The 18446-nt window shown below is 63.4% G+C and carries 21 protein-coding genes; 16 read left to right on the top strand and 5 right to left on the bottom strand.

Going from position 1 to position 18446, the window contains the following annotated elements; genetic code table 11:
• Positions 1–17: 17 nt before the first annotated feature.
• Genes K3728_08280 through K3728_08265 form a run of 4 tightly spaced genes read left to right on the top strand, consistent with a single transcriptional unit; the run spans position 18 to position 2482 of the window.
• Complete coding sequence (locus K3728_08280) at positions 18–629, top strand: hypothetical protein (protein UWQ97196.1); 612 nt, start codon at positions 18–20, stop codon at positions 627–629.
• Complete coding sequence (locus tag K3728_08275; protein ID UWQ97195.1) at positions 626–1267, top strand: hypothetical protein; 642 nt, start codon at positions 626–628, stop codon at positions 1265–1267. Before K3728_08280 ends, K3728_08275 begins: the two co-directional genes overlap by 4 nt.
• A 58-nt stretch (positions 1268–1325) precedes the next feature.
• Positions 1326–1883, top strand: a complete 558-nt coding sequence (ilvN, locus tag K3728_08270; protein UWQ97194.1) for an acetolactate synthase small subunit — start codon at positions 1326–1328, stop codon at positions 1881–1883.
• Between the two features lie 2 nt (positions 1884–1885).
• Complete coding sequence (locus K3728_08265; protein ID UWQ97193.1) at positions 1886–2482, top strand: hypothetical protein; 597 nt, start codon at positions 1886–1888, stop codon at positions 2480–2482.
• A 213-nt stretch (positions 2483–2695) separates the two neighbouring features.
• Here K3728_08265 and K3728_08260 read toward each other — a convergent pair whose 3' ends face one another.
• Both K3728_08260 and K3728_08255 read right to left on the bottom strand, forming a co-directional pair.
• Positions 2696–2965 (bottom strand): hypothetical protein, encoded by a 270-nt coding sequence (locus K3728_08260; protein UWQ97192.1) that lies wholly within the window; start codon positions 2963–2965, stop codon positions 2696–2698.
• A gap of 89 nt (positions 2966–3054) precedes the next feature.
• Positions 3055–3255, bottom strand: a complete 201-nt coding sequence (locus K3728_08255) for a hypothetical protein (protein UWQ97191.1) — start codon at positions 3253–3255, stop codon at positions 3055–3057.
• 26 nt (positions 3256–3281) lie between these two features.
• Here K3728_08255 and K3728_08250 point away from each other — a divergent pair, with 26 nt between their 5' ends.
• The 3 genes from K3728_08250 (at position 3282) to K3728_08240 (ending at position 5365) form a co-directional block, all read left to right on the top strand.
• Positions 3282–3854, top strand: a complete 573-nt coding sequence (locus K3728_08250; GenBank protein UWQ97190.1) for a sigma-70 family RNA polymerase sigma factor — start codon at positions 3282–3284, stop codon at positions 3852–3854.
• 112 nt (positions 3855–3966) lie between these two features.
• Positions 3967–5109, top strand: coding sequence for an aromatic ring-hydroxylating dioxygenase subunit alpha (locus K3728_08245; protein ID UWQ97189.1), 1143 nt, complete (start codon positions 3967–3969; stop codon positions 5107–5109).
• A 31-nt stretch (positions 5110–5140) separates the two neighbouring features.
• On the top strand, positions 5141–5365 hold the full coding sequence (locus tag K3728_08240) for a hypothetical protein (protein ID UWQ97491.1): 225 nt from the start codon (positions 5141–5143) through the stop codon (positions 5363–5365).
• Here the strand turns inward: K3728_08240 and K3728_08235 are convergent.
• Together K3728_08235 and K3728_08230 are read right to left on the bottom strand one after the other, a co-directional pair.
• A complete protein-coding gene (locus K3728_08235; GenBank protein ID UWQ97188.1) occupies positions 5362–5994 on the bottom strand; it encodes a hypothetical protein in 633 nt (210 codons plus the stop codon). The two genes, K3728_08240 and K3728_08235, sit on opposite strands and share 4 nt — an antisense overlap.
• Positions 5978–6577, bottom strand: a complete 600-nt coding sequence (locus K3728_08230) for a lytic transglycosylase domain-containing protein (GenBank protein ID UWQ97490.1) — start codon at positions 6575–6577, stop codon at positions 5978–5980. Before K3728_08230 ends, K3728_08235 begins: the two co-directional genes overlap by 17 nt.
• A gap of 177 nt (positions 6578–6754) precedes the next feature.
• Here K3728_08230 and ssb point away from each other — a divergent pair, with 177 nt between their 5' ends.
• From ssb to trpE, 4 genes are all read left to right on the top strand, one after another.
• On the top strand, positions 6755–7288 hold the full coding sequence (gene ssb, locus K3728_08225; protein ID UWQ97187.1) for a single-stranded DNA-binding protein: 534 nt from the start codon (positions 6755–6757) through the stop codon (positions 7286–7288).
• Positions 7289–7425: 137 nt separating this feature from the next.
• Positions 7426–8613 carry an aminotransferase gene (locus K3728_08220; GenBank protein UWQ97186.1) on the top strand — a complete coding sequence of 396 codons (1188 nt, stop codon included), beginning with the start codon at positions 7426–7428 and terminating at the stop codon, positions 8611–8613.
• 94 nt (positions 8614–8707) lie between these two features.
• Positions 8708–10561, top strand: coding sequence for a SurA N-terminal domain-containing protein (locus K3728_08215; protein ID UWQ97185.1), 1854 nt, complete (start codon positions 8708–8710; stop codon positions 10559–10561).
• Positions 10562–10571: 10 nt separating this feature from the next.
• The gene (gene trpE, locus K3728_08210) at positions 10572–12080 is read left to right on the top strand and encodes an anthranilate synthase component I (protein UWQ97184.1); all 1509 of its coding nucleotides are present in this window, start codon (positions 10572–10574) and stop codon (positions 12078–12080) included.
• 215 nt (positions 12081–12295) lie between these two features.
• Here the strand turns inward: trpE and K3728_08205 are convergent, their stop codons facing one another.
• Positions 12296–13873 (bottom strand): divergent polysaccharide deacetylase family protein, encoded by a 1578-nt coding sequence (locus K3728_08205; GenBank protein ID UWQ97183.1) that lies wholly within the window; start codon positions 13871–13873, stop codon positions 12296–12298.
• 190 nt (positions 13874–14063) lie between these two features.
• On the opposite strand from K3728_08205, the gene K3728_08200 reads away from it, so the two are divergent.
• From K3728_08200 to K3728_08180, 5 genes are all read left to right on the top strand, one after another.
• On the top strand, positions 14064–14645 hold the full coding sequence (locus tag K3728_08200; protein ID UWQ97182.1) for an aminodeoxychorismate/anthranilate synthase component II: 582 nt from the start codon (positions 14064–14066) through the stop codon (positions 14643–14645).
• The gene (trpD, locus tag K3728_08195) at positions 14642–15694 is read left to right on the top strand and encodes an anthranilate phosphoribosyltransferase (GenBank protein ID UWQ97181.1); all 1053 of its coding nucleotides are present in this window, start codon (positions 14642–14644) and stop codon (positions 15692–15694) included. The genes K3728_08200 and trpD overlap by 4 nt, the downstream gene beginning before the upstream one ends.
• Positions 15695–15885: 191 nt before the next feature.
• Positions 15886–16695: an indole-3-glycerol phosphate synthase TrpC gene (gene trpC / locus K3728_08190; protein ID UWQ97180.1), complete on the top strand. Its 810-nt coding sequence runs from the start codon at positions 15886–15888 to the stop codon at positions 16693–16695.
• Positions 16695–17189 carry a cyclic pyranopterin monophosphate synthase MoaC gene (gene moaC / locus K3728_08185; GenBank protein ID UWQ97179.1) on the top strand — a complete coding sequence of 165 codons (495 nt, stop codon included), beginning with the start codon at positions 16695–16697 and terminating at the stop codon, positions 17187–17189. Before trpC ends, moaC begins: the two co-directional genes overlap by 1 nt.
• Positions 17186–18382, top strand: a complete 1197-nt coding sequence (locus K3728_08180) for a molybdopterin molybdotransferase MoeA (protein ID UWQ97178.1) — start codon at positions 17186–17188, stop codon at positions 18380–18382. Before moaC ends, K3728_08180 begins: the two co-directional genes overlap by 4 nt.
• The last annotated feature ends 64 nt before the right edge of the window (positions 18383–18446 follow it).

Here is an 18446-nt window from a genome sequence, read left to right as displayed (position 1 = left end):
GATGATGGAGCCCCAGAATGGCAGGTTCATATGAAACCAAGACCCCGAACCGGCGGGTCGGCCTGACCTCAGCCACATTTTGTGCGCTGACGATTTTCGCCCTGCCCGCCAACGCCCAAGCCAACGTCGACGCTCTCTTCGACCTGCTCTGCGGGCGGACGGTGCATTTCTACGACAGCTCGGGCAATCAGATCGAATATACGGCGGGCGATGGGACGGCCTATCTTTGGTATCATGACCTGCCCGATGTGATTGTGGGGTCGTGGGGTGTGTACTCCGATGCCGAGTTGCGAGAGCTGCAAAATGATGGCTCGAACGACACGGGCCGCGATGGGGGCTTGGATAGTAGAGAGCTGTTTGATCTACCCATCGGCGGCGCGCAGGTTTGCTATGAATATCCGGCCGGTGGCTTTGGTCCACTTGACCCCGGCGGTTTCCATTGTTGGGACGAATTGGACCTGTTTGAAACCGTGGTTGAGGGTGGCGTTTTCCCCGGTGATCGCTATGGGCTGCGCGATGGTGAGCCGCCGTTCAATCTGCCTGAGCATCCGTTCCAGACGCTGGAATCCTTCGACGCTGATTTCCCACAACTGCCGCCCGAACCTGCGTGCGGCGTGCCAATCTCATGATCCGCTTGGCCGCCCTTCTGGCGCTTTGCGCCCTGCCCGCATCGGCGCAGGATTTTCGGGGGTTGCGCCCCGGCATGCCCGCCTCTGCGCTGGGGCCTATCGGCGAGCCGTTGGAATTTTCTTCGTCGCAAGATGGGACTCACGCGACCTATCCGCTGCCCCATGGGCACCGACTCTCCGTGTCTTATTCTGCCTCGGGTACAATCAACTTTCTTGCGAGCTTTGCCAGTTCTGATGCCGGCTCAGCGCCGCAAAGCGACGGCCTACGGGTTCAGAGTATGACTTTGCGCGATGTCCTGGAGCGCCTTGGAGAACCGGATACAATCCTCGCCACTCAAGGACTGCTGTCGATAGAAGCCTTCAGCGACAGCCGCTTTTCATTGGTCTTCGACATTGGCCCAGAGGCCAGCACGGCCCTGATCCTCGACTTCGTAGCGCACCCAGATAGCGACCGCGAAGCCCCGGTTACGGCGCGGCTGGACGAATTGGGAGATGCCGTCTTCACAGCCGCCAGCCTTGTGCTTGCCGAAGAACTGGCCTCCCTTCGACACCCGAGTTCATTTGTTGACGGCCCCCGCGCCGCCCCGATCCCTTTTCCTATCCCCCTGTCCGAGGCCTTCCCCTCGCTCATCCCGTAACCCTATCCCCTTACCACCCCGCGCAGGCACCCCGCCGCGCCCGCAGGAGACCCGCCCCATGGCCCTCAATATCGAACAAGGCTCCACCAGCCATTCCGCCTATGACCTTCGCAGCCACCTCAGCGATGTGATCGAAACCCACACGCTCGCCATTCTGGTGGAAAACGAGCCGGGTGTTCTGGCCCGTGTGATCGGCCTGTTTGCGGGCCGGGGCTACAACATCGAGAGCCTGACGGTGGCCGAGGTTGACCACGGCGGCCACCGCTCGCGCATTACCATCGTGACGTCGGGCACGCCGCAGGTGATTAACCAGATCAAGATGCAGCTGGGGCGCATGGTGCCGGTGCATGAAGTCGCCGACCTGACCGTGGACGGCCCATTCGTGGCTCGGGAATTGTCGCTGATTAAAGTGATCGCCACGGGCGAAAAGCGGGTCGAGGCCCTGCGCACAGCCGAGATCTTCCGCGCCAATGTCGTGGACAGCACGCTGGAAAGCTTCGTGTTCGAGATGACCGGCACGCCCGAGAAGATTGACGCCTTCTGCGACCTGATGCGCCCCTTGGGCGAGGTTATGCTGGCCCGCACGGGCGTGGCGGCCATCGCTCGGGGCACCTGATTATGCGACGCCTCCTCTTGGCGCTGAGCGTTCTGGCAGGCGTCGCGGCCCTGCCCGCAAAGGGCCAGACCCTGCACGGCATCACCTTCGGAGAGCCGATCCCCGAAGGGCTGCCGACGCCCGACGACACACAAACCCAAGCGCCGTTTACCCGTTCGATCTGGGCTGAGCTTAACGGTTCGATGGTGACGGTGATCGCCGATAGCGAAACCGGGGCCGTGTCGTTCATGGAAATACGCCCCACCACGCCCGGCCCTGTTGCCACAGAAATCGACGGGTTCGTCTTCGGAGAAACGACACTGGCCGAAATCCATGCCCACTTTGGATCGGAAGGCGTGGTCTTCGCCAATGTCGGGCGCGGCGGCGTGTTTGGTGAGATCTTGGTACACTTCGCGACCTATGAGATCGCCAACAGCGATATCGTGCTGTCATTCGCCACCGTGGAACCGCTTGACACCGCCACACAAGACAGCGCGGCACAGGCCGTTCTTGACAGCGTCATCGTGGCAGACAGCGCCTACCTTTCCCAAGTCTGGGGCCTCAACCGTGGACGCCTGCCGGGCTACGCCCCCGTCGCCGACCCGCTGCTCGGCGGCTGACCTCGGCGTAAGAGCCTTGCAAGGCTCTTACAAAGCCTTTTGCAAAAGGCTTCCCCGAAAAGCCTTGCAAGGCTTTTCCTGAGTTTTTTGCAAAAAACTCTGCCGCCCCATCGGCAAAGCCTCCACGACGCGAGGGCCGTCTGCCCCGCCCCCGCGCCGCGTCCTTGGCCCGCCGCAGTAACCTGGGGAGGGCGGGCCAAGAAGGGGGATGCGTTATTCGACGGGCAGCAAGCCAGCTTCCTGCGCCGTTTCAATTTCTGCGCCGTTCAAGAGTGTATCGCCGTCGGCATCGAGCGCCATAAACTCAGCCTCGCTCAGCGAAGGCATGACGACCAGCAGTTCCGTGAAGCTGACCATTCCGTCACCATCGGCATCAACGGCCGCGGCTTGGGCCGTGGCAAGGCTCGTGCTGGCCACAAGCGCGCCAAAGGCGGCCGCTGCGGTGAATGCCTTGAGGCGTGCCGTGTCAAAAGTCGTGTCCATGAAAGGTGTCCTTCATTTGGTTACGTGTCAGATGCGCACCGCCCTCATTAGCGGGGCATCTATAAGGGAAGAGCCCTGGCGCGCGCTTTTCATCCGCCCGTGTCCTCGCGCTGGCCGGGATCGGCGGCGCTTTGCTCAAATGTCCGCGCCGTGCCTGCAACGTCCCGCCGAGCCCCCACGGCATCGGCAATGGATTGCCCGCCATGGGCGGCTTTGGGGCAAGGCCCGCCCGGATCGCGTCTGCCGCCTTGCGGCATGACGCAAGGCGCAGCAGCGTCATGGGTGCTCACGGAACCCCAAATTTACCGAGGCCCCCATGCCCCACGCTCACCCGCTCCCCCGCCAGGATGGAACCGCCGTCGCCCTCCCTCACACGCGTATTTTCACCGCGCTTCTCACGGATTTGCGCCGCTCGGCCCGGCGGTTGGCCCGCTCGGCGGATGAGGCCGATGATCTGGTCCAGGAAACGCTGCTCCGGGTCTGGTCGCGCATGGCCCTGTCCTTTGAAGACGGCACCGATGCCACACCGATTGACGATGTGCGTGCCTATGCTTTCGCCACCCTACGCCACCGGGCCTATCGCCGGGGCGCCCTAGCCCCGTCTGCCGAAGTCGAACCAGATGAATTGGTCGCCCCACGCGGGTCTGACAGCACCACGCGGCTTGCCTGCGCCGAAGCGCTAGAGGCACTAGCAGCCCTGCCCCAAGATCAACAAGACCTTCTGCGACTGCGCGCCATCGACGGCCTAAGCTACGCCGAGATCGCCGAGAAAACCGGCCTCGCGCCGGGTACGGTCACGTCGCGCCTGGCCCGTGGCCGCGCCGCCCTGCGGGTGGCATTGGACCTTCCTCCCGGCGCCCCGGTGACGGACCTGTTGGGCAGCGTCTAGGCACCGCTAGGCTTCTCCATGTCTTTGGGAGCCATGGAATTGTCGCGGATTGGCAAGACGTAAGTGCCCCGCAAACCCACGCTGGGGGCAGCCAACAGCCGGAGCATGTGCCATGCCAGATGATCTGATCCGCCCCCTCGCCGACGTGACCGCCCCCATCGACCGGGCCCGTGGCTTGCCCAACAGCCACTACACCGATCCAGCCACGATCATCGCGGAAAACAACGCAGTGCTTCGCCAGCAATGGGCCGCTTTGGCCGTCGCGGCAGACGTGCCGGAGGTCGGAGATGCCCGCCCGATCGAATTCTTGGGCCAGCCGCTTCTCCTGTTGCGCGATGACGAAAAACGGGTGCGCGTGTTCTTCAACATCTGCCGCCATCGCGGCATGATCCTTGTGGATGCGCCCCGCAAGATCGAAGGCGCGATCCGCTGCCCCTACCACTCGTGGTGCTACGCCAAATCGGGCAAGCTGGTGGCCACTCCCCATGTGGGCGGACCGGGCCAGAACGCCCACCCCGGCATTGACCGTGCCACCCTAGGCTTGGCGGAAGTGCGCAGCCACGTCTGGCGCGATGTCGTGTTCATCAACCTCTCGGGCGATGCTGCCCCGTTTGAAGACGTCCACGCAGACCTTCTAACCCGATGGGCCGAATTCGATCAGCCCATGTACCACGGCGGCGCGGACAGCTGCTTCACCCTCGATCTTACGACGAACTGGAAACTGGCAGTCGAGAACTATTGTGAAAGCTATCACCTGCCTTGGGTTCATCCCGCGCTGAACACCTATTCCCGCCTGGAGGACCACTATCATATCGAAGAACCGGGCCACTTCTCGGGCCAAGGCACCTATGTCTACCGGCAACTCAAGGGTGACGACGGGGCCACCTTCCCCGATTTCCAAGGGCTCAGCAGCCATTGGGATGCGGGCGCAGAGTATATCTCGGTCTTTCCCAACGTGTTGATGGGCGTTCACCGGGACCACGCCTATGCCATTGTGCTGGAACCCGTCGCCCATAATCGCACCCGCGAACATGTGCATATCTATTACCCCACGCCCGACACAGACGCCGCCCTGCGGGCTAAGAACGCGCGGCAATGGAAAGACGTTTTCGAAGAAGATATCTTCGTGGTGGAGGGGATGCAGCGGGGCCGCGCGGCCGAGGGCTTTGACGGCGGAAGGTTCTCTCCGGCGATGGATGGGCCGACGCACCTGTTTCACGCCTGGATAGCCGCCAAGATCGAGGCGGCACAGTAGCGCCGTGTCCTACCCGCGATTTGAAGCTGCCCTGCACCACGGGCAGCAAACGGGCGATTGGGCGCAGGTCATCACCCTATATATGCAAGCGGCCGACGCGGAGGCGACGCAACAAGGCGCGGCGTTCTACCTGACCCACGCCTATGTCCACGCTCTGGAGGCCGGTGATCCGGTCGCGGACACCCTGAAACAGCGGTTGATAGCCCTTGGCGCAGAGATTGAAGCCGATGAGGAGCCGCCTACGGCCCCGGACTAACGCTCGGCCCAAACCCTTTGACGGCCCCGCAACAGACGCAGGCCCGCCAGCAATGACCACGATGCCCAAAGGGGCCAGAAGACGGGTTTGTAATTGATCGGAAAACACCCCTTCGAGGTGCCCATCGACAGCCCATCGCGGATCACGTCAAAGAACCCATCATTGCGCGAGCCTGGACCGATGCGTAGGGTCGCCTCGTCCACCCTCTCAACCGTGACGGTGCCGCGATTGGTGATCAGATCAAGGACGCGGGCCACGCCGTCGCCGTCTTCTCCACGCATCTCAAGGGTCTCGATCAATTGCGTGCAAATGTTGATGTTGGACAAGGCCGTGGGGCCGGACGGCGACAGCGCATCGGAGAAGACCGCCCAAGTGCTACCCCTGTAGGGACCGACGTAAGGGGTGCATTCCTCACCCACGCAGGGGGTCACGGCGATGGGCTCAAACCCCACATCGCGCATCCGGTCCGAGATCCAGAACAGGATCAACGCGGACAGACAGCAAAACAGCACCGCCTCCAACACGCGCAACACCCAATCGAGACGAAACACTTCGGTATCCGGCTGCCCGGTCTCAGCCTGCTGAGGCTCGGGCCGGCTGCCCTTGGGCCGCTTAGCTTCGTGTGCCAAGGATCACGCGCACGTAGTGTTGGGTCTCGTCATAGGGGGGGACGCCGTCGTGGCGTTCGACCGCCTCGGGGCCTGCATTATACGCGGCCAAGGCCAGTCGCCATGTACCAAAACGGCGGAACTGTTGCGACAGATAGCGTGCGCCCCCATCAAGATTGGCGACGGGATCGGAAGGGTCCACCCCAAGGATTTCCGCCGTGCCCGGCATCAGCTGCGCCAGTCCGATCGCGCCCGCGCTGCTGAGCGCTGCGGTGTTCCAGCCGGATTCTTGCTGCACGAGACGCAGGAAAAGATCCTCAGGCACGCCATGGCGGCGCGCCGCCGACCTTGCGACTTCAAGGAAGGGGCCATCGTAGGCGCCTTCAAAGGCCGGAAGCCCACGCGTCTCGACCGAGCCGGGACGCAGACGGGATGAGAATTCGTATTGCGTGGCCGCACGGCCATCGAGCACGCCCATGGCGCGGTCAAGACGGTCCAAACCGCTTTGCGCCATGGCAGGCAGGGTGAAGAGGACGCTGAAAATCGCAGCGATCCGCAACAAGGGACCGTGCGGGGCAGCGGGGAACAGACGAGAATAAAGCATCAAGCCTCGGATCGCTTGGGAATAATCCCGCAGAATATAGCCTGTGAGGGCGGTTATTCCTAGGGGGAGGATTACCGGGCAAGGTTTAAGGGTTTTCTTAACCTTAATCGGGTGGTCTAACCGGAAACCAATCACGCGCCCGGAATCGGGGCGCGTCAGCAATCCACGAGGGGGAAAGTGATGGCCGGGTCCGTCAATAAAGTCATTCTAATCGGCAATCTGGGGCGCGACCCCGAGGTGCGCAATTTCCAAAACGGCGGCAAGGTCTGCAACCTGCGCATCGCCACGTCGGAAACCTGGAAAGACCGCAACACCGGCGAACGCCGGGAGCGGACGGAGTGGCACAGCGTTGCGATTTTCCAAGAGGGTCTGGTGCGGATCGCAGAGCAATACCTGCGCAAGGGCTCCAAGGTGTATATCGAGGGCCAGTTGCAGACCCGCAAATGGCAGGACCAAAGCGGTCAGGATCGGTATTCGACCGAGGTTGTGTTGCAGGGCTTTGGCGGCACATTGACCATGCTCGACGGACGCGACGGCGGCGGATCGGGCGGCGGTGGCGGCGGCAGCTACGGTGGTGGCGGCGGCGGTTATGACGACCGCGGCGGATCGGGCGGCGGCTTTGGCGGCGACGATCGCGGCGGTAATGGTAGCGGTGGCGGCTTTGGCGGCGGCGGCGGTGGTGCCGATCTGGATGACGAAATTCCGTTTTAGGGGCCTGATAGTCGGTTTGCAGCTTGAGACGGCGCCCGAATGGTTGACGTTTGGGCCCGTGGCTTAGGCTGGGATTGAGTTGTATTTGCCAAGATGAAGGGGGGAGCGCGGCGCGTTTCCTTTGAGGGGAACGCGAGATGAATCCTTTGAACCCAAATATGAAAGCGACCTTTGCGCCTCCGGTCATGGAGGCAAGGCGCTGGATTGAGGGGAAGGTGTTCCCAGATACGCGGCCCTTGATGAATCTCAGCCAAGCAGCCCCCGTTGATCCGCCCCCCGAAGGGTTGATGGCGGCCATGGCGGAGGCGATTTTGAGCGATCCCTTGGCGCATCTTTATGGGCCGGTTTTGGGCAATGACGCGCTGCGCGCGGAACTGGCGACGCAGTGGTCCAAGGCCTATGGGGGAGAGATTGCGCCGGCGCAGGTGGCGATTACTTCCGGGTGCAATCAGGCGTTCACCTCGATCATGTCCACGATTGCACAGGCGGGCGATGAGGTGATTATCCCGCTGCCGTTCTATTTCAACCATCAAATGTGGTTGGACATGCAGGGTGTGAAGGCAAGGTATTTGCCCACGGGCGATGATCTGTTGCCGGACCCTGAAGCAGCGGCGGCGTTGATCACGGCACGGACCAAAGCGATTGTTTTGGTGAGCCCGAATAACCCAGCAGGCGTTGAATATCCCCCTGCCCTATTGGCCGCGTTCCGGGATTTGGCGCGGGCCCATGGCTTGGCGTTGATTGTGGATGAGACCTACCGAGATTTCCATTCCTCGGACGCGGCGCCGCACGGGCTGTTTGAGGACCATGAGTGGGACGACACGTTCATTCACCTCTATTCATTCTCGAAGGCCTATCGTCTGACCGGGCACCGGGTGGGGGCGATCATGGCCTCGCCCGAGCGCTTGGCTGAGGTTGAGAAATTTCTCGACACTGTCGCCATTTGCCCGCCGCAGATTGGCCAGATCGGCGCGCTCTGGGGGATGCAGAACTTGGGCGATTGGCTTGCCGGAGAGCGGCTGGAGATTTTGGCGCGCCGCGATGCCGTGCGACAGGGATTTGCGCGGCTGCCCGAGTGGCAGCTTTTGGGGTCGGGCGCGTATTTTGCCTATGTGCGCCACCCGTTCGACGCGCCCTCTGACGTTGTGGCCAAGCGGTTGGTGGATGAGGCGAGCCTGTTGGTTCTGCCCGGCACGATGTTTGGCCCCAGCCGCGAACAGGGCGGCTCGGGACAGGCCGAAGCGACCCTGCGCATCGCTTTTGCCAATGCCGATCGTGCCGGACTTGGCGATCTTGTGACCCGCCTGGCCCCATTGAGCGCCTGATTAGCCGCCCCGGCGGCCAGCACACCCTTGCCCCCATTGGGCCAAATGCGTATCCGTTTGCGTAACACATTGCCACTGAAAGGGCCTGATCCACATGGCGACCTCTGCTGCGAAAAAAGTCTCGAACCTGTTCGTCTGGATCCTTATGGGCCTGTTGTTTGTTGCCCTTGCGGGTTTCGGCATCGGCTCGTTCAGCGGCGGGGCCTCACGGGTGGGGTCTGTCGGCAACGCCGAGATCACCGCAGAAGATTACTTCCGCGCCCTCAACAATGAGATCAACGCCCAATCCGCGCAAACCGGGCAGGCCGTGTCCTTCGCGCAAATCCGCGCGCGCGGCATTGATGAGCAGGTCTTGGCAGGGCTGACCGCCCGCGCGGCATTGAACCATGAAGCAGCCGAAATGGGCATCTCGGTGGGGGATGGCGAAGTGGCCAGCCAGATCGCACAGGTGCAGGCGTTCCAGAACACGTCGGGCGAATTCGACCGCAACTCCTATGAGTTTGTTCTGCAACAACAAGGCTCTAACCCCCGTGAGTTTGAGGAAGACACCCGCGAGGATGTCGCCCGCGCCCTGTTGCAAACGGCCGTGATTGGCGGGCTGACCCCGCCTGAACTCTTCGCCGAAACGATCACTGCCTATCAGGCCGAGACCCGCGATTTCATCCGCCTCGCCGTGACCGAAGGTGACCTGCCCGAGCCGATCGCCGATCCAACCGACGCACAACTGGCCGCCTATTATGAGCAGTTCCCAGAGCGGTTCACCCGCCCCGAGGCCCGCCGCATCACCTATGCGTGGATCATCCCCTCGGACATTATGGATGACGTGGAGATCAACGAAGAGGCGCTTTTGGCGCTCTACAACGACCGCATTGATGAGTACGTCCAGCCAGAGCGTCGCCTGCTGGAACGGCTGGTCTTCAGCTCGGACGAAGCGGTCCAAGAGGCGCTGGATGCCATTGCCGCCGAGGAAACCGACTTCGACACCTTGGTCGCCGACCGCGATTTGACGCTGGAGGATGTGGATCTGGGCGAAATCGCCCCAGAGGACCTGAGCGACGCCGCCGCCGCGATCATCTTCGGCGACGATGAGGCAGAGCTTCTGGGGCCCGTGCCCACCGCCCTGGGACCTGCGATCTTCCGGGTGAACGCCGTGCTTGAAGCCTCGGAAGTGCCGTTTGAAGACGCCCGCGATGACCTGAGCGCAGAGCTGGCCCAAGAAGGTGCCCGCCGCACCATCGACGATATGCGCGAAGATATCGACGATCTGCTGGCCTCCGGTGCCACCTTGGAAGAACTGGGCGCGGACACACAGATGACCCTGGGCACGCTGGATTACACCATCGCCTCTGAGGATGGCATTGCCGCCTACGACAACTTCCGCGATGCCGCAGCGGCGGTGGAGGAAAGCGATTTTCCAGAGCTGCTGGACCTTAGCGATGGCGGCCTTTTCGCCTTGCGTCTGGACGAAATCGTGCCCCCGTCCCTGCCGCCCCTGGCTGAAATTGAACAAGACGTCGCCAATGCCTGGCAGGCCACTGCCCTGCGCGAAGCCGTGGCAGACCGTGCCTCGCAACTGGTGGCGCAACTGGCCCAAGGCGCGGCGCTAGAAGACCTTGGCGATACGGCGGAAGAACGCCTGATCCGCCGCCAGGACCTGCTGCCCGACCTGCCCGCCACTACTGTGGCACAGGTGTTTCAACTGGAAGACGCAGGCGACGTGGTCATGATCCCCGGTGCCGACGCCGCCCACATCGTGCGGCTCGAGGCGATCAACTCGGGTGTGCGCGATGCGCCCGACACCTCGATCCTGCTGACGATCATGAACCAGACCATCGCCCAATCCATGGCCACCGATATTTTCGAGGCCTACGGTCAGGCCCTTCAGGCCGATGCGGGCATCTCTACCAATCAGGGCGTGATCAACTCGGTCCACGCCTCCTTCCCCTAAGGCGGTCCCGATGGCGCAACTCTCCGAGTTTGAGGATTTCCGCGCCGCGTGGGAGCGGGGGGAAAACCAACTGGTCCACGCCCGGCTGGCCGCTGATCTGGATACGCCGGTGTCGGTCATGCTCAAGCTGACGGACGCCGGGCGCGATGCGTTCATTCTAGAGTCGGTAACCGGCGGCGAAGTGCGTGGCCGCTACTCCATCATCGGCATGAAGCCCGATCTGGTATGGGAATGCCACGGCGAAAACGCGCACATCAACCGCGCCGCCCGCTATGATCGTGACACGTTTGAGCCCTGCGCCGAGGCCCCTTTGGACGCGATCCGCGCCCTTCTGGCGGAATCCGCCATCGACATGCCCGAGGATCTGCCCGGCGCCGCCGCCGGCCTGTTTGGCTACCTCGGCTACGACATGATCCGGTTAGTGGAACACCTGCCCGACGTGAACCCCGATCCACTGGGCCTGCCCGACGCGGTCCTGATCCGCCCCTCGGTCATCGCCGTGCTCGATGGCGTCAAGGGCGAGGTCACGATCGTTTCCCCCGCGTGGCAATCCTCGGGCCTGTCGGCCCGTGCCGCCTACGCCCAAGCGGCTGAGCGTGTGTCTGACGCCCTGCGCGATCTGGAACGCGCGCCCTCCGTGGCGGCCCGTGAAATGGGCGACGCGCAACCTTTGGGGGAGCCTGTCTCGAACTTCACCCACGACGGCTACCTCAAGGCAGTGGAAACCGCCAAGGACTACATCCGCAAGGGCGACATCTTCCAGGTCGTCCCCTCCCAACGCTGGAGCGTGGATTTCCCCACCGCCCCCTTCGCGCTCTACCGCGCCCTGCGCCGCACCAACCCCTCTCCGTTCATGTTCTACTTCAACTTTGGGGGCTTTCAGGTCGTCGGCGCCTCTCCCGAAATCCTCGTGCGCGTGTTCGAGGATGAGGTCACAATCCGCCCCATCGCCGGCACTCGCCCCCGCGGCGCAACCCCGGAAGAAGACCGCGCCCTGGAGGCCGATCTGATGGCCGATCAAAAGGAATTGGCCGAGCATCTTATGCTGCTGGATCTGGGCCGCAACGACACTGGCAAAGTCTCCAAAATCGGCACCGTACGCCCGACCGAGGAATTCATCGTCGAACGCTACAGCCACGTGATGCATATCGTCTCCAACGTGGTGGGCGAACTGGCCGAGGATCAAGACGCCCTGTCAGCCTTCATGGCAGGCATGCCTGCGGGCACCGTATCCGGCGCGCCCAAAGTCCGCGCCATGGAAATCATTGATGAGCTAGAGCCCGAAAAACGCGGCGTCTATGGCGGCGGCGTCGGCTACTTCTCTGCCGGTGGCGACATGGATATGTGCATCGCCCTGCGCACCGCTGTCATCAAGGACGAAAAGCTCTATATCCAGGCGGGCGGCGGCGTCGTCTACGACAGTGACCCCGAGGCCGAGTTCATGGAAACCGTGAACAAATCCCGTGCCATCCGCAAAGCCGCCGAAGATGCCAGCCTCTTCACCCGTGGCAATTCCTGACACCCCGTCTGCACACCACGCCCTATTTCCTCGTTCCAGAAATATCCCCCCGCGGGAGCGTGGGGGAGGCTGAGGCCTTAGCCTCAGACGGGGGCAAAGCCCCTCTCTTCAAACGAAATAATCGCCGAAGGCGCCACCAGCACCCCGCGCCGCAGGCGCGTCTCTTGCCGAAGGCAAGCCTATCGCGCCAAACAAACGACGCCCACGGCTGAACCCTACTCCGCCGCCCGCATCATTGTGGCCGACAGCGGCGCCAAAGCGACCGCTTCTGTGCGCCCCCCCAAGGCCCAGGAAAACAGCGCCGTCACGGTATCGGGGCGTGTGCGTCCGACCACAATCACTGTCCCTTCTTGTGCCGCCGCAAAGGCCGCACGCGATAGGAAGCGGGTGATAACCGTGGCGCGCTGATCCTCTCCGTCAAGGAAGCGGAACACCGTCGCGCCCGGTACGCCCGCCCGTGACGCCGTCTGCTCCGCCGCGTTCAACCCGCGAGGGAAGGCCAGCAACCCATGGCCGCTTTCGGCCAAGGCGCCAACCGTGGCATCCAATACCGGGCGATCCCCTTGAATACGGCCCTCGGGGGTGTCGATCACGGCGACGGCCTCGGGCAAGGTCTGCAAGGCGGCGGCAAGGGCCACTTCGGTATCCACCGCCGTGGCACCCTCTGCGATCATCGAGCCCAGAACGACAACCTCGAACCCTGCCGCACGATACGCCGCCGCCCGAGCGGCCGCTTCAGGGTGCAGCGGATCAATCGCGAAGGCCACGGGGAAACTGAACCGCGTCAGCGTCTCCAAATCGATCCGGCTACCCGGCTCATCAATCAAGACAACTGCCATCAGGGGCCGTGTCTCAGCCTCATCAAATGGTGTGGCGAAGGCTTGGATCGCGGGCAGATCCGCAATCACTTCTTCTGTCTCTGCTTCCGCTTCCGCCTCTGCTTCGACTTCCGGCTCCACGGGCGCAATCAAGGGCGCGACCGTTGGCAATCCGCTGCCCCCCGACACCGTCGGCAGGGTCGACGCAGCGACCTCTTGCTCGGCGTCTTCTTCAGGTTGTTCCGGCTCGCCGACGGTTGGCAGCCTCGGCGTATCTGGAGCTTCCGGCTCGGCGTCTGCCACCTGTGGCAGAAGCGCTGTACTCACTTGCGGGGTCTCGCTCGTCGCGGGCTCGCTCAACGCGGCGGGGCCACTTGCGACCGATGGCGCAGGGGCGGATGCAGGGCTTGCTGGTGCCTCGGCATCTGTCGCCTCAGCGGTAATGGCCGCCGGGGCCACGGCATCAACGGCAGGTTGCGCGGCGGGCGCGGTATCAAGGCTTGGTGCTGCCCCGTCGCTGGCCATCGCGGGGGCTTGCGGCGCGGTGGAGGCCGGTGCGACGTCGGGCGCAGGCAGGGCAGCTTCGGGTTCTGGCGGGGGGCGGTTGAACTCGGACCCTGACGGAAGTGGGACCTCCGTGGCCGGGGCACTTTCTTGTGTTGGCGCGACTTGTGAAGCTGCTTCCGGTGCTGGTTCCGGTGCGGCTTCTGGCCCTGCTTCCGACATTGCCTCTGACGCTTCTTCGGCAAGCGGTTCGGGGGCCACTTCCGGCTCTGCCGCCGGCGCTTCGGCTTCGGCCTCCTCAGACTCCGGCGCTGTCGCGATCTCTTCCACAACTGCCGCGGGCGCGTCAGCCGCGCCCGCCTGCCCCGTATCGTCGCCCCGTGGCGGCAAGGGAGAGCTTAGCGACAAGGCCGCAAGGCCCACTGCCGACACCAAAGTTCCCCAAAATACACCGATACTCAGACCGCCCATGGTCCTGCTCCTGTCTGCTCAGCCCGGACAGCGCCCGCGCATGTGTCGGCAGAGATTGCGTCTCTGCGCGCTCTTATTTGTCGCAATGCAGCCGTCCGCTTGACCCCTGCCCCTTGCTTTGAAACATGTATAGCGTGGGCGCGCGCCGCCTTTAACCTTTTTTTGCGGCCCCCTTTCAAGGAATACCGGGATGCTTCTCCTGATCGATAACTACGACAGCTTTACCTATAACCTTGTGCATTATTTGGGCGAGCTGGGGGCTGATGTGCGCGTGGTGCGCAACGACAAGATCACGGTGCAGGACGCGATGGCGTCGGGTGCCAGCGGGATCGTGCTGAGCCCCGGCCCCGGCTATCCGGCGGATGCGGGCATTTGTCTGGCTTTGACGAAGGCCGCGGCGGGGGCCGGAATGCCCCTGATGGGCGTTTGTCTGGGCCACCAAACGATTGGAGAGGCCTTTGGCGGCAAAATCGTGCAACACGCCGAGATCGTCCATGGCAAGTTGGGGGCGATGAACCACACCGATAAAGGCGTGTTCCACGGGCTCCCGTCGCCCCTGAACGCGACCCGTTACCACAGCCTTGTGGTGGACCGCGCCACCCTGCCCGATGCCCTGGAAATCACCGCAGAATTGGACGACGGCACGATCATGGGCCTGCGCCACAAGGAATTGCCGATCGAGGGCGTTCAATTCCATCCCGAAAGCATTCGGTCCGAGCACGGCCACGCAATGCTAGAGAATTTCCTGAAAATCACGAAAGAACCCGCATGACCGACGTATCCGCATCCGAGTCCATGAAGCCGATCATCTTTGCGGCCTCTGAAGGGCCCCTGTCTCGCGCCCAAGCGGAAGAGGCGTTCCGCCATCTGTTCGACGGCACCGCCACGGCGGCGCAGATGGGTGGGTTGATTATGGCGATGCGCGCGCGTGGCGAATCCGTGGCGGAATATGCTGCCGCAGCCCAGGTGATGCGCGAAAAATGCGTGCCCGTGAATGCGCCCGAGGGGGCAATGGATATCGTGGGCACCGGCGGTGACGGCATGGGGACGCTGAATATCTCCACCGCGACGGCCTTTGTGGTGGCGGGCGCTGGCGTGCCCGTGGCCAAGCACGGCAACCGCAACCTTTCGTCCAAATCCGGGGCTGCCGATGTGCTGACCCAGATGGGGATCGAGGTGATGGTCGGCGCCGACGTGGTAGAGGCGTCGCTGAAGGAGGCAGGTATCGGCTTCATGATGGCCCCGATGCATCACCCGGCGGTGAAACACGTCATGCCGATCCGGCAAGAGCTTGGCTGCAAGACGATTTTCAACATCCTTGGGCCCTTGACCAACCCCGCAGGCGTGAAGCGCCAGTTGACCGGGGCTTTCGCGATCGACCTGATTTACCCGATGGCCGAGACGTTGAAGGAATTGGGGTCCGAGGCGGCCTGGTTGGTCCATGGCTCGGACGGGACAGACGAAATCTCGATCTCGGGCAAGACCGATGTGGTGGAATTGAAGGACGGCGTGTTGCGCTCGCGCGTTGTGCACCCCGAGGACGCGGGCCTGCCCGTGCATCCGTTCCGTGACATCTTGGGCGGCACCCCGGACGAGAACGCCCAAGCCTTCCGCGACCTGCTGGACGGCGCACCGGGCGCTTACCGCGACGCGGTGCTGATGAACGCCGCGGCGGCATTGATTGTGGCGGGCCGCGTGACAGAGTTGAGAGACGGGGTGGAGATTGCCCGAGAAGCCATCGATAGCGGCGCCGCCAAACGCGCGGTGGAAGCCGTGGCGCGGGTCACCTCGGCTGGACAACGCCGATCGGGGGGGCGTTAAGGCCCTTTATGAAATTGCGCCTACGGCAGGACACCCTTGGCGCCAAAGGCGCGAGGGGCTCTGCCCCTGATCGGCTTTTTCGGGGAAAAAGACGCTCTCCCCGGAGGTGTATTGGCCAAGATGAAGGAGCAATGCCGCAGACGGTGGTCCCGTGACTTGGCGGGGGGCGGGCGATGGCGTATGGGGAAGACATGAGCACCATTCTTGATAAGATCAAAGCCTACAAGCTTGAAGAAGTCGCTGCCGCCAAGGCCGCCCGTCCCCGTTCCGAGGTGGAGGAGGCCGCGAAAGCCGCCCCCCGCGTGAGGGGGTTTGCCGATGCTTTATGGGCGGCACAGGATGTTGGATATGGCTTGATCGCCGAGATCAAGAAGGCCAGCCCTTCGAAGGGGTTGATCCGGGCTGACTTTGATCCGCCGTCGTTGGCCCGTGCCTATGAGGCAGGCGGGGCGACGTGTTTGAGTGTGTTGACTGACACGCCCTCGTTCCAGGGGGCGCCTGAGTTTTTGGTGGCGGCCCGGGCGGCGGTCGCCCTGCCCTGTTTGCGCAAGGATTTTCTTTACGACACCTATCAGGTGGCCGAGGCGAGAGCCTGGGGGGCCGATTGCATTTTGATCATCATGGCGTCGGTCAGCGACATGCAGGCGGCGGAGCTGGAAGATGCGGCGCGCCATTGGGGGATGGATGCGTTGATCGAGGTTCATGACGGTGACGAATTGGACCGGGCGATGGCGTTGAAGTCGCCGCTATTGGGGATCAACAACCGCAACCTCAACACGTTCGAGACCTCGCTTGAGACCACGCGCAGCCTCTCGGCGCGGGTGCCGGAGGAGCGGATGGTGATCTCGGAATCGGGGCTGTTCTCGCCGGCTGATCTGGCCGATATGGCGGGCTATGGCGCGCGGAGTTTCCTGATCGGCGAAAGCTTGATGCGGCAAGAGGATGTGGAAGCAGCCACAAGGGCGCTTCTGGCTGATCCCGTCGCCAAGGGCAGCCTCTGATGGCGGAGCTGACCCATTTCGATGGAGAGGGGCGCGCCCATATGGTCGATGTCTCGGGCAAGGCTGTGACGGACCGGATTGCCGTGGCCGAAGCCTATGTGACGATGCAGCCTGAGACCCTAGAATTGGTCGCCCAAGGCACCGCCAAAAAGGGCGATGTGTTGGGAGTGGCGCGGCTTGCGGGGATCATGGGGGCCAAACGCTGCGCCGATTTGATCCCGCTGTGTCATCCGCTACCGATCACCAAGGTGGCCGTGGACCTGCGCGTGGACGTGGATCTTCCGGGGGTACGGATCGAAGCGACGGTGAAAACCTCGGGCCAGACGGGCGTGGAGATGGAGGCCCTGACGGCGGCCTCTACGGCGGCACTGACGGTGTATGATATGCTGAAGGCGGCAGAAAAGACGATGGAAGTCGGGGGCTTACGTGTTGTCCTGAAGGATGGCGGTAAGTCGGGGCGGTTTGAGGCGGCCAAGGCGGAGCCAACCCCATGATCTCCGTCGAGGACGCGCTGGCGGCTTGTCTTGGGCTGGCCGCCCCGGTTGGCACGGAAACCGTGCCGTTGACCGCGGCGGGGGGGCGCGTTTTGGCGGCGCCTGTGACCGCGACGCGCGACCAGCCGCCTTTCAGTGCCTCGGCGATGGATGGCTATGCGGTCCGCGATATGGAGGCTATTCCCGGCCGACGTCTGAAGGTGGTGGGCGAGGCCCCCGCGGGCCATTACTGGCACGGCACCATCGGCCCCGGAGAGGCGCTGCGGATTTTCACCGGTGCGCCCCTGCCCGAAGGCACCGACCGTGTGGTGATCCAAGAGGACGTGACCCGCGACGGTGACCGCATCACGCTGGGGCGTGATCTGGGATCGGGCCATAACGTCCGGCCCTCGGGCGCAGATTTCGTGGCGGGCGACACGATGCAGGCTCCGCGCCGTCTGTCTCCGGCGGATGTGGCTTTGGCCGCCTCGATGAACGTGCCTTTGCTGACGGTGTCGCGCAAACCCTCAGTTGCCCTGATCGCGACGGGGGACGAGTTGGTCACGCCGGGGGAAGAGCCGCGCCCGGACCAGATTATCGCCTCCAACACCTATGGGCTGAAGGCCCGGATCGAGGCCGAGGGCGCGGAGGCGCGTTTGCTGCCCATTGCCCGCGATAATCGCGACAGCCTGGAGCAGGTCTTTGATCTGGCCAAAGGGGCCGATCTGATTGTGACCGTGGGCGGTGCCTCGGTTGGGGATCATGATCTGGTGGGCGATGTCGCCGCCGCGCGGGGCTTGGACCGGGCCTTCTACAAAGTGGCGATGCGGCCCGGAAAACCCTTGATGGCCGGGCGTTTAGGCGATGCCGTACTGCTGGGGCTGCCGGGAAATCCGGTCTCTGCCATGGTCTGTGGAGAGCTGTTTCTGATCCCCATGTTGCACGCGATGATGGGCCTTCCCGCCGGGGCTCGGCCTCGGATGCGCGCGCGTCTTGGGGTGGATCTGGACGCCAATGGCCCGCGCGAACATTACATGCGTGCCGATGTCAGCGCCGGGGAAGACCTGCCTGTAATCACGCCCTACGGCAGTCAGGACAGCTCTTTGTTGACCGTCCTTTCGGGGGCCTCGGGCCTTTTGGTGCGCCCGGTGGATGCGCCGCGCGCGCGGGTGGGCGACATCGTGGAGTATGTGCCGCTTAACAAGATGTTTTGATGATTCGTTGACAGAACATTCGGAACATGTATAGAACATACCCTGAACGGGCATGGAATGTGCC

The organism is Rhodobacteraceae bacterium M385 (genome assembly GCA_025141835.1).
Taxonomy (GTDB): domain Bacteria; phylum Pseudomonadota; class Alphaproteobacteria; order Rhodobacterales; family Rhodobacteraceae; genus Gymnodinialimonas.
Note: the sequence above shows the minus strand (reverse complement) of the source record. Positions and strands in the feature narration are given on the sequence as shown.

What these genes read in the sequence shown, in the direction of transcription:
- K3728_08280 (UWQ97196.1), top strand. Translation starts at nt 18, where the DNA reads ATGGCAGGTTCATATGAAACCAAGACCCCGAACCGGCGGGTCGGCCTG.
- K3728_08275 (UWQ97195.1), top strand. Translation starts at nt 626, where the DNA reads ATGATCCGCTTGGCCGCCCTTCTGGCGCTTTGCGCCCTGCCCGCATCG.
- ilvN (UWQ97194.1), top strand. Translation starts at nt 1,326, where the DNA reads ATGGCCCTCAATATCGAACAAGGCTCCACCAGCCATTCCGCCTATGAC.
- K3728_08265 (UWQ97193.1), top strand. Translation starts at nt 1,886, where the DNA reads ATGCGACGCCTCCTCTTGGCGCTGAGCGTTCTGGCAGGCGTCGCGGCC.
- K3728_08260 (UWQ97192.1), bottom strand. Translation starts at nt 2,965, where the DNA reads ATGGACACGACTTTTGACACGGCACGCCTCAAGGCATTCACCGCAGCG.
- K3728_08250 (UWQ97190.1), top strand. Translation starts at nt 3,282, where the DNA reads ATGCCCCACGCTCACCCGCTCCCCCGCCAGGATGGAACCGCCGTCGCC.
- K3728_08245 (UWQ97189.1), top strand. Translation starts at nt 3,967, where the DNA reads ATGCCAGATGATCTGATCCGCCCCCTCGCCGACGTGACCGCCCCCATC.
- K3728_08230 (UWQ97490.1), bottom strand. Translation starts at nt 6,577, where the DNA reads ATGCTTTATTCTCGTCTGTTCCCCGCTGCCCCGCACGGTCCCTTGTTG.
- K3728_08220 (UWQ97186.1), top strand. Translation starts at nt 7,426, where the DNA reads ATGAATCCTTTGAACCCAAATATGAAAGCGACCTTTGCGCCTCCGGTC.
- K3728_08215 (UWQ97185.1), top strand. Translation starts at nt 8,708, where the DNA reads ATGGCGACCTCTGCTGCGAAAAAAGTCTCGAACCTGTTCGTCTGGATC.
- trpE (UWQ97184.1), top strand. Translation starts at nt 10,572, where the DNA reads ATGGCGCAACTCTCCGAGTTTGAGGATTTCCGCGCCGCGTGGGAGCGG.
- K3728_08205 (UWQ97183.1), bottom strand. Translation starts at nt 13,873, where the DNA reads ATGGGCGGTCTGAGTATCGGTGTATTTTGGGGAACTTTGGTGTCGGCA.
- K3728_08200 (UWQ97182.1), top strand. Translation starts at nt 14,064, where the DNA reads ATGCTTCTCCTGATCGATAACTACGACAGCTTTACCTATAACCTTGTG.
- trpD (UWQ97181.1), top strand. Translation starts at nt 14,642, where the DNA reads ATGACCGACGTATCCGCATCCGAGTCCATGAAGCCGATCATCTTTGCG.
- trpC (UWQ97180.1), top strand. Translation starts at nt 15,886, where the DNA reads ATGAGCACCATTCTTGATAAGATCAAAGCCTACAAGCTTGAAGAAGTC.
- moaC (UWQ97179.1), top strand. Translation starts at nt 16,695, where the DNA reads ATGGCGGAGCTGACCCATTTCGATGGAGAGGGGCGCGCCCATATGGTC.
- K3728_08180 (UWQ97178.1), top strand. Translation starts at nt 17,186, where the DNA reads ATGATCTCCGTCGAGGACGCGCTGGCGGCTTGTCTTGGGCTGGCCGCC.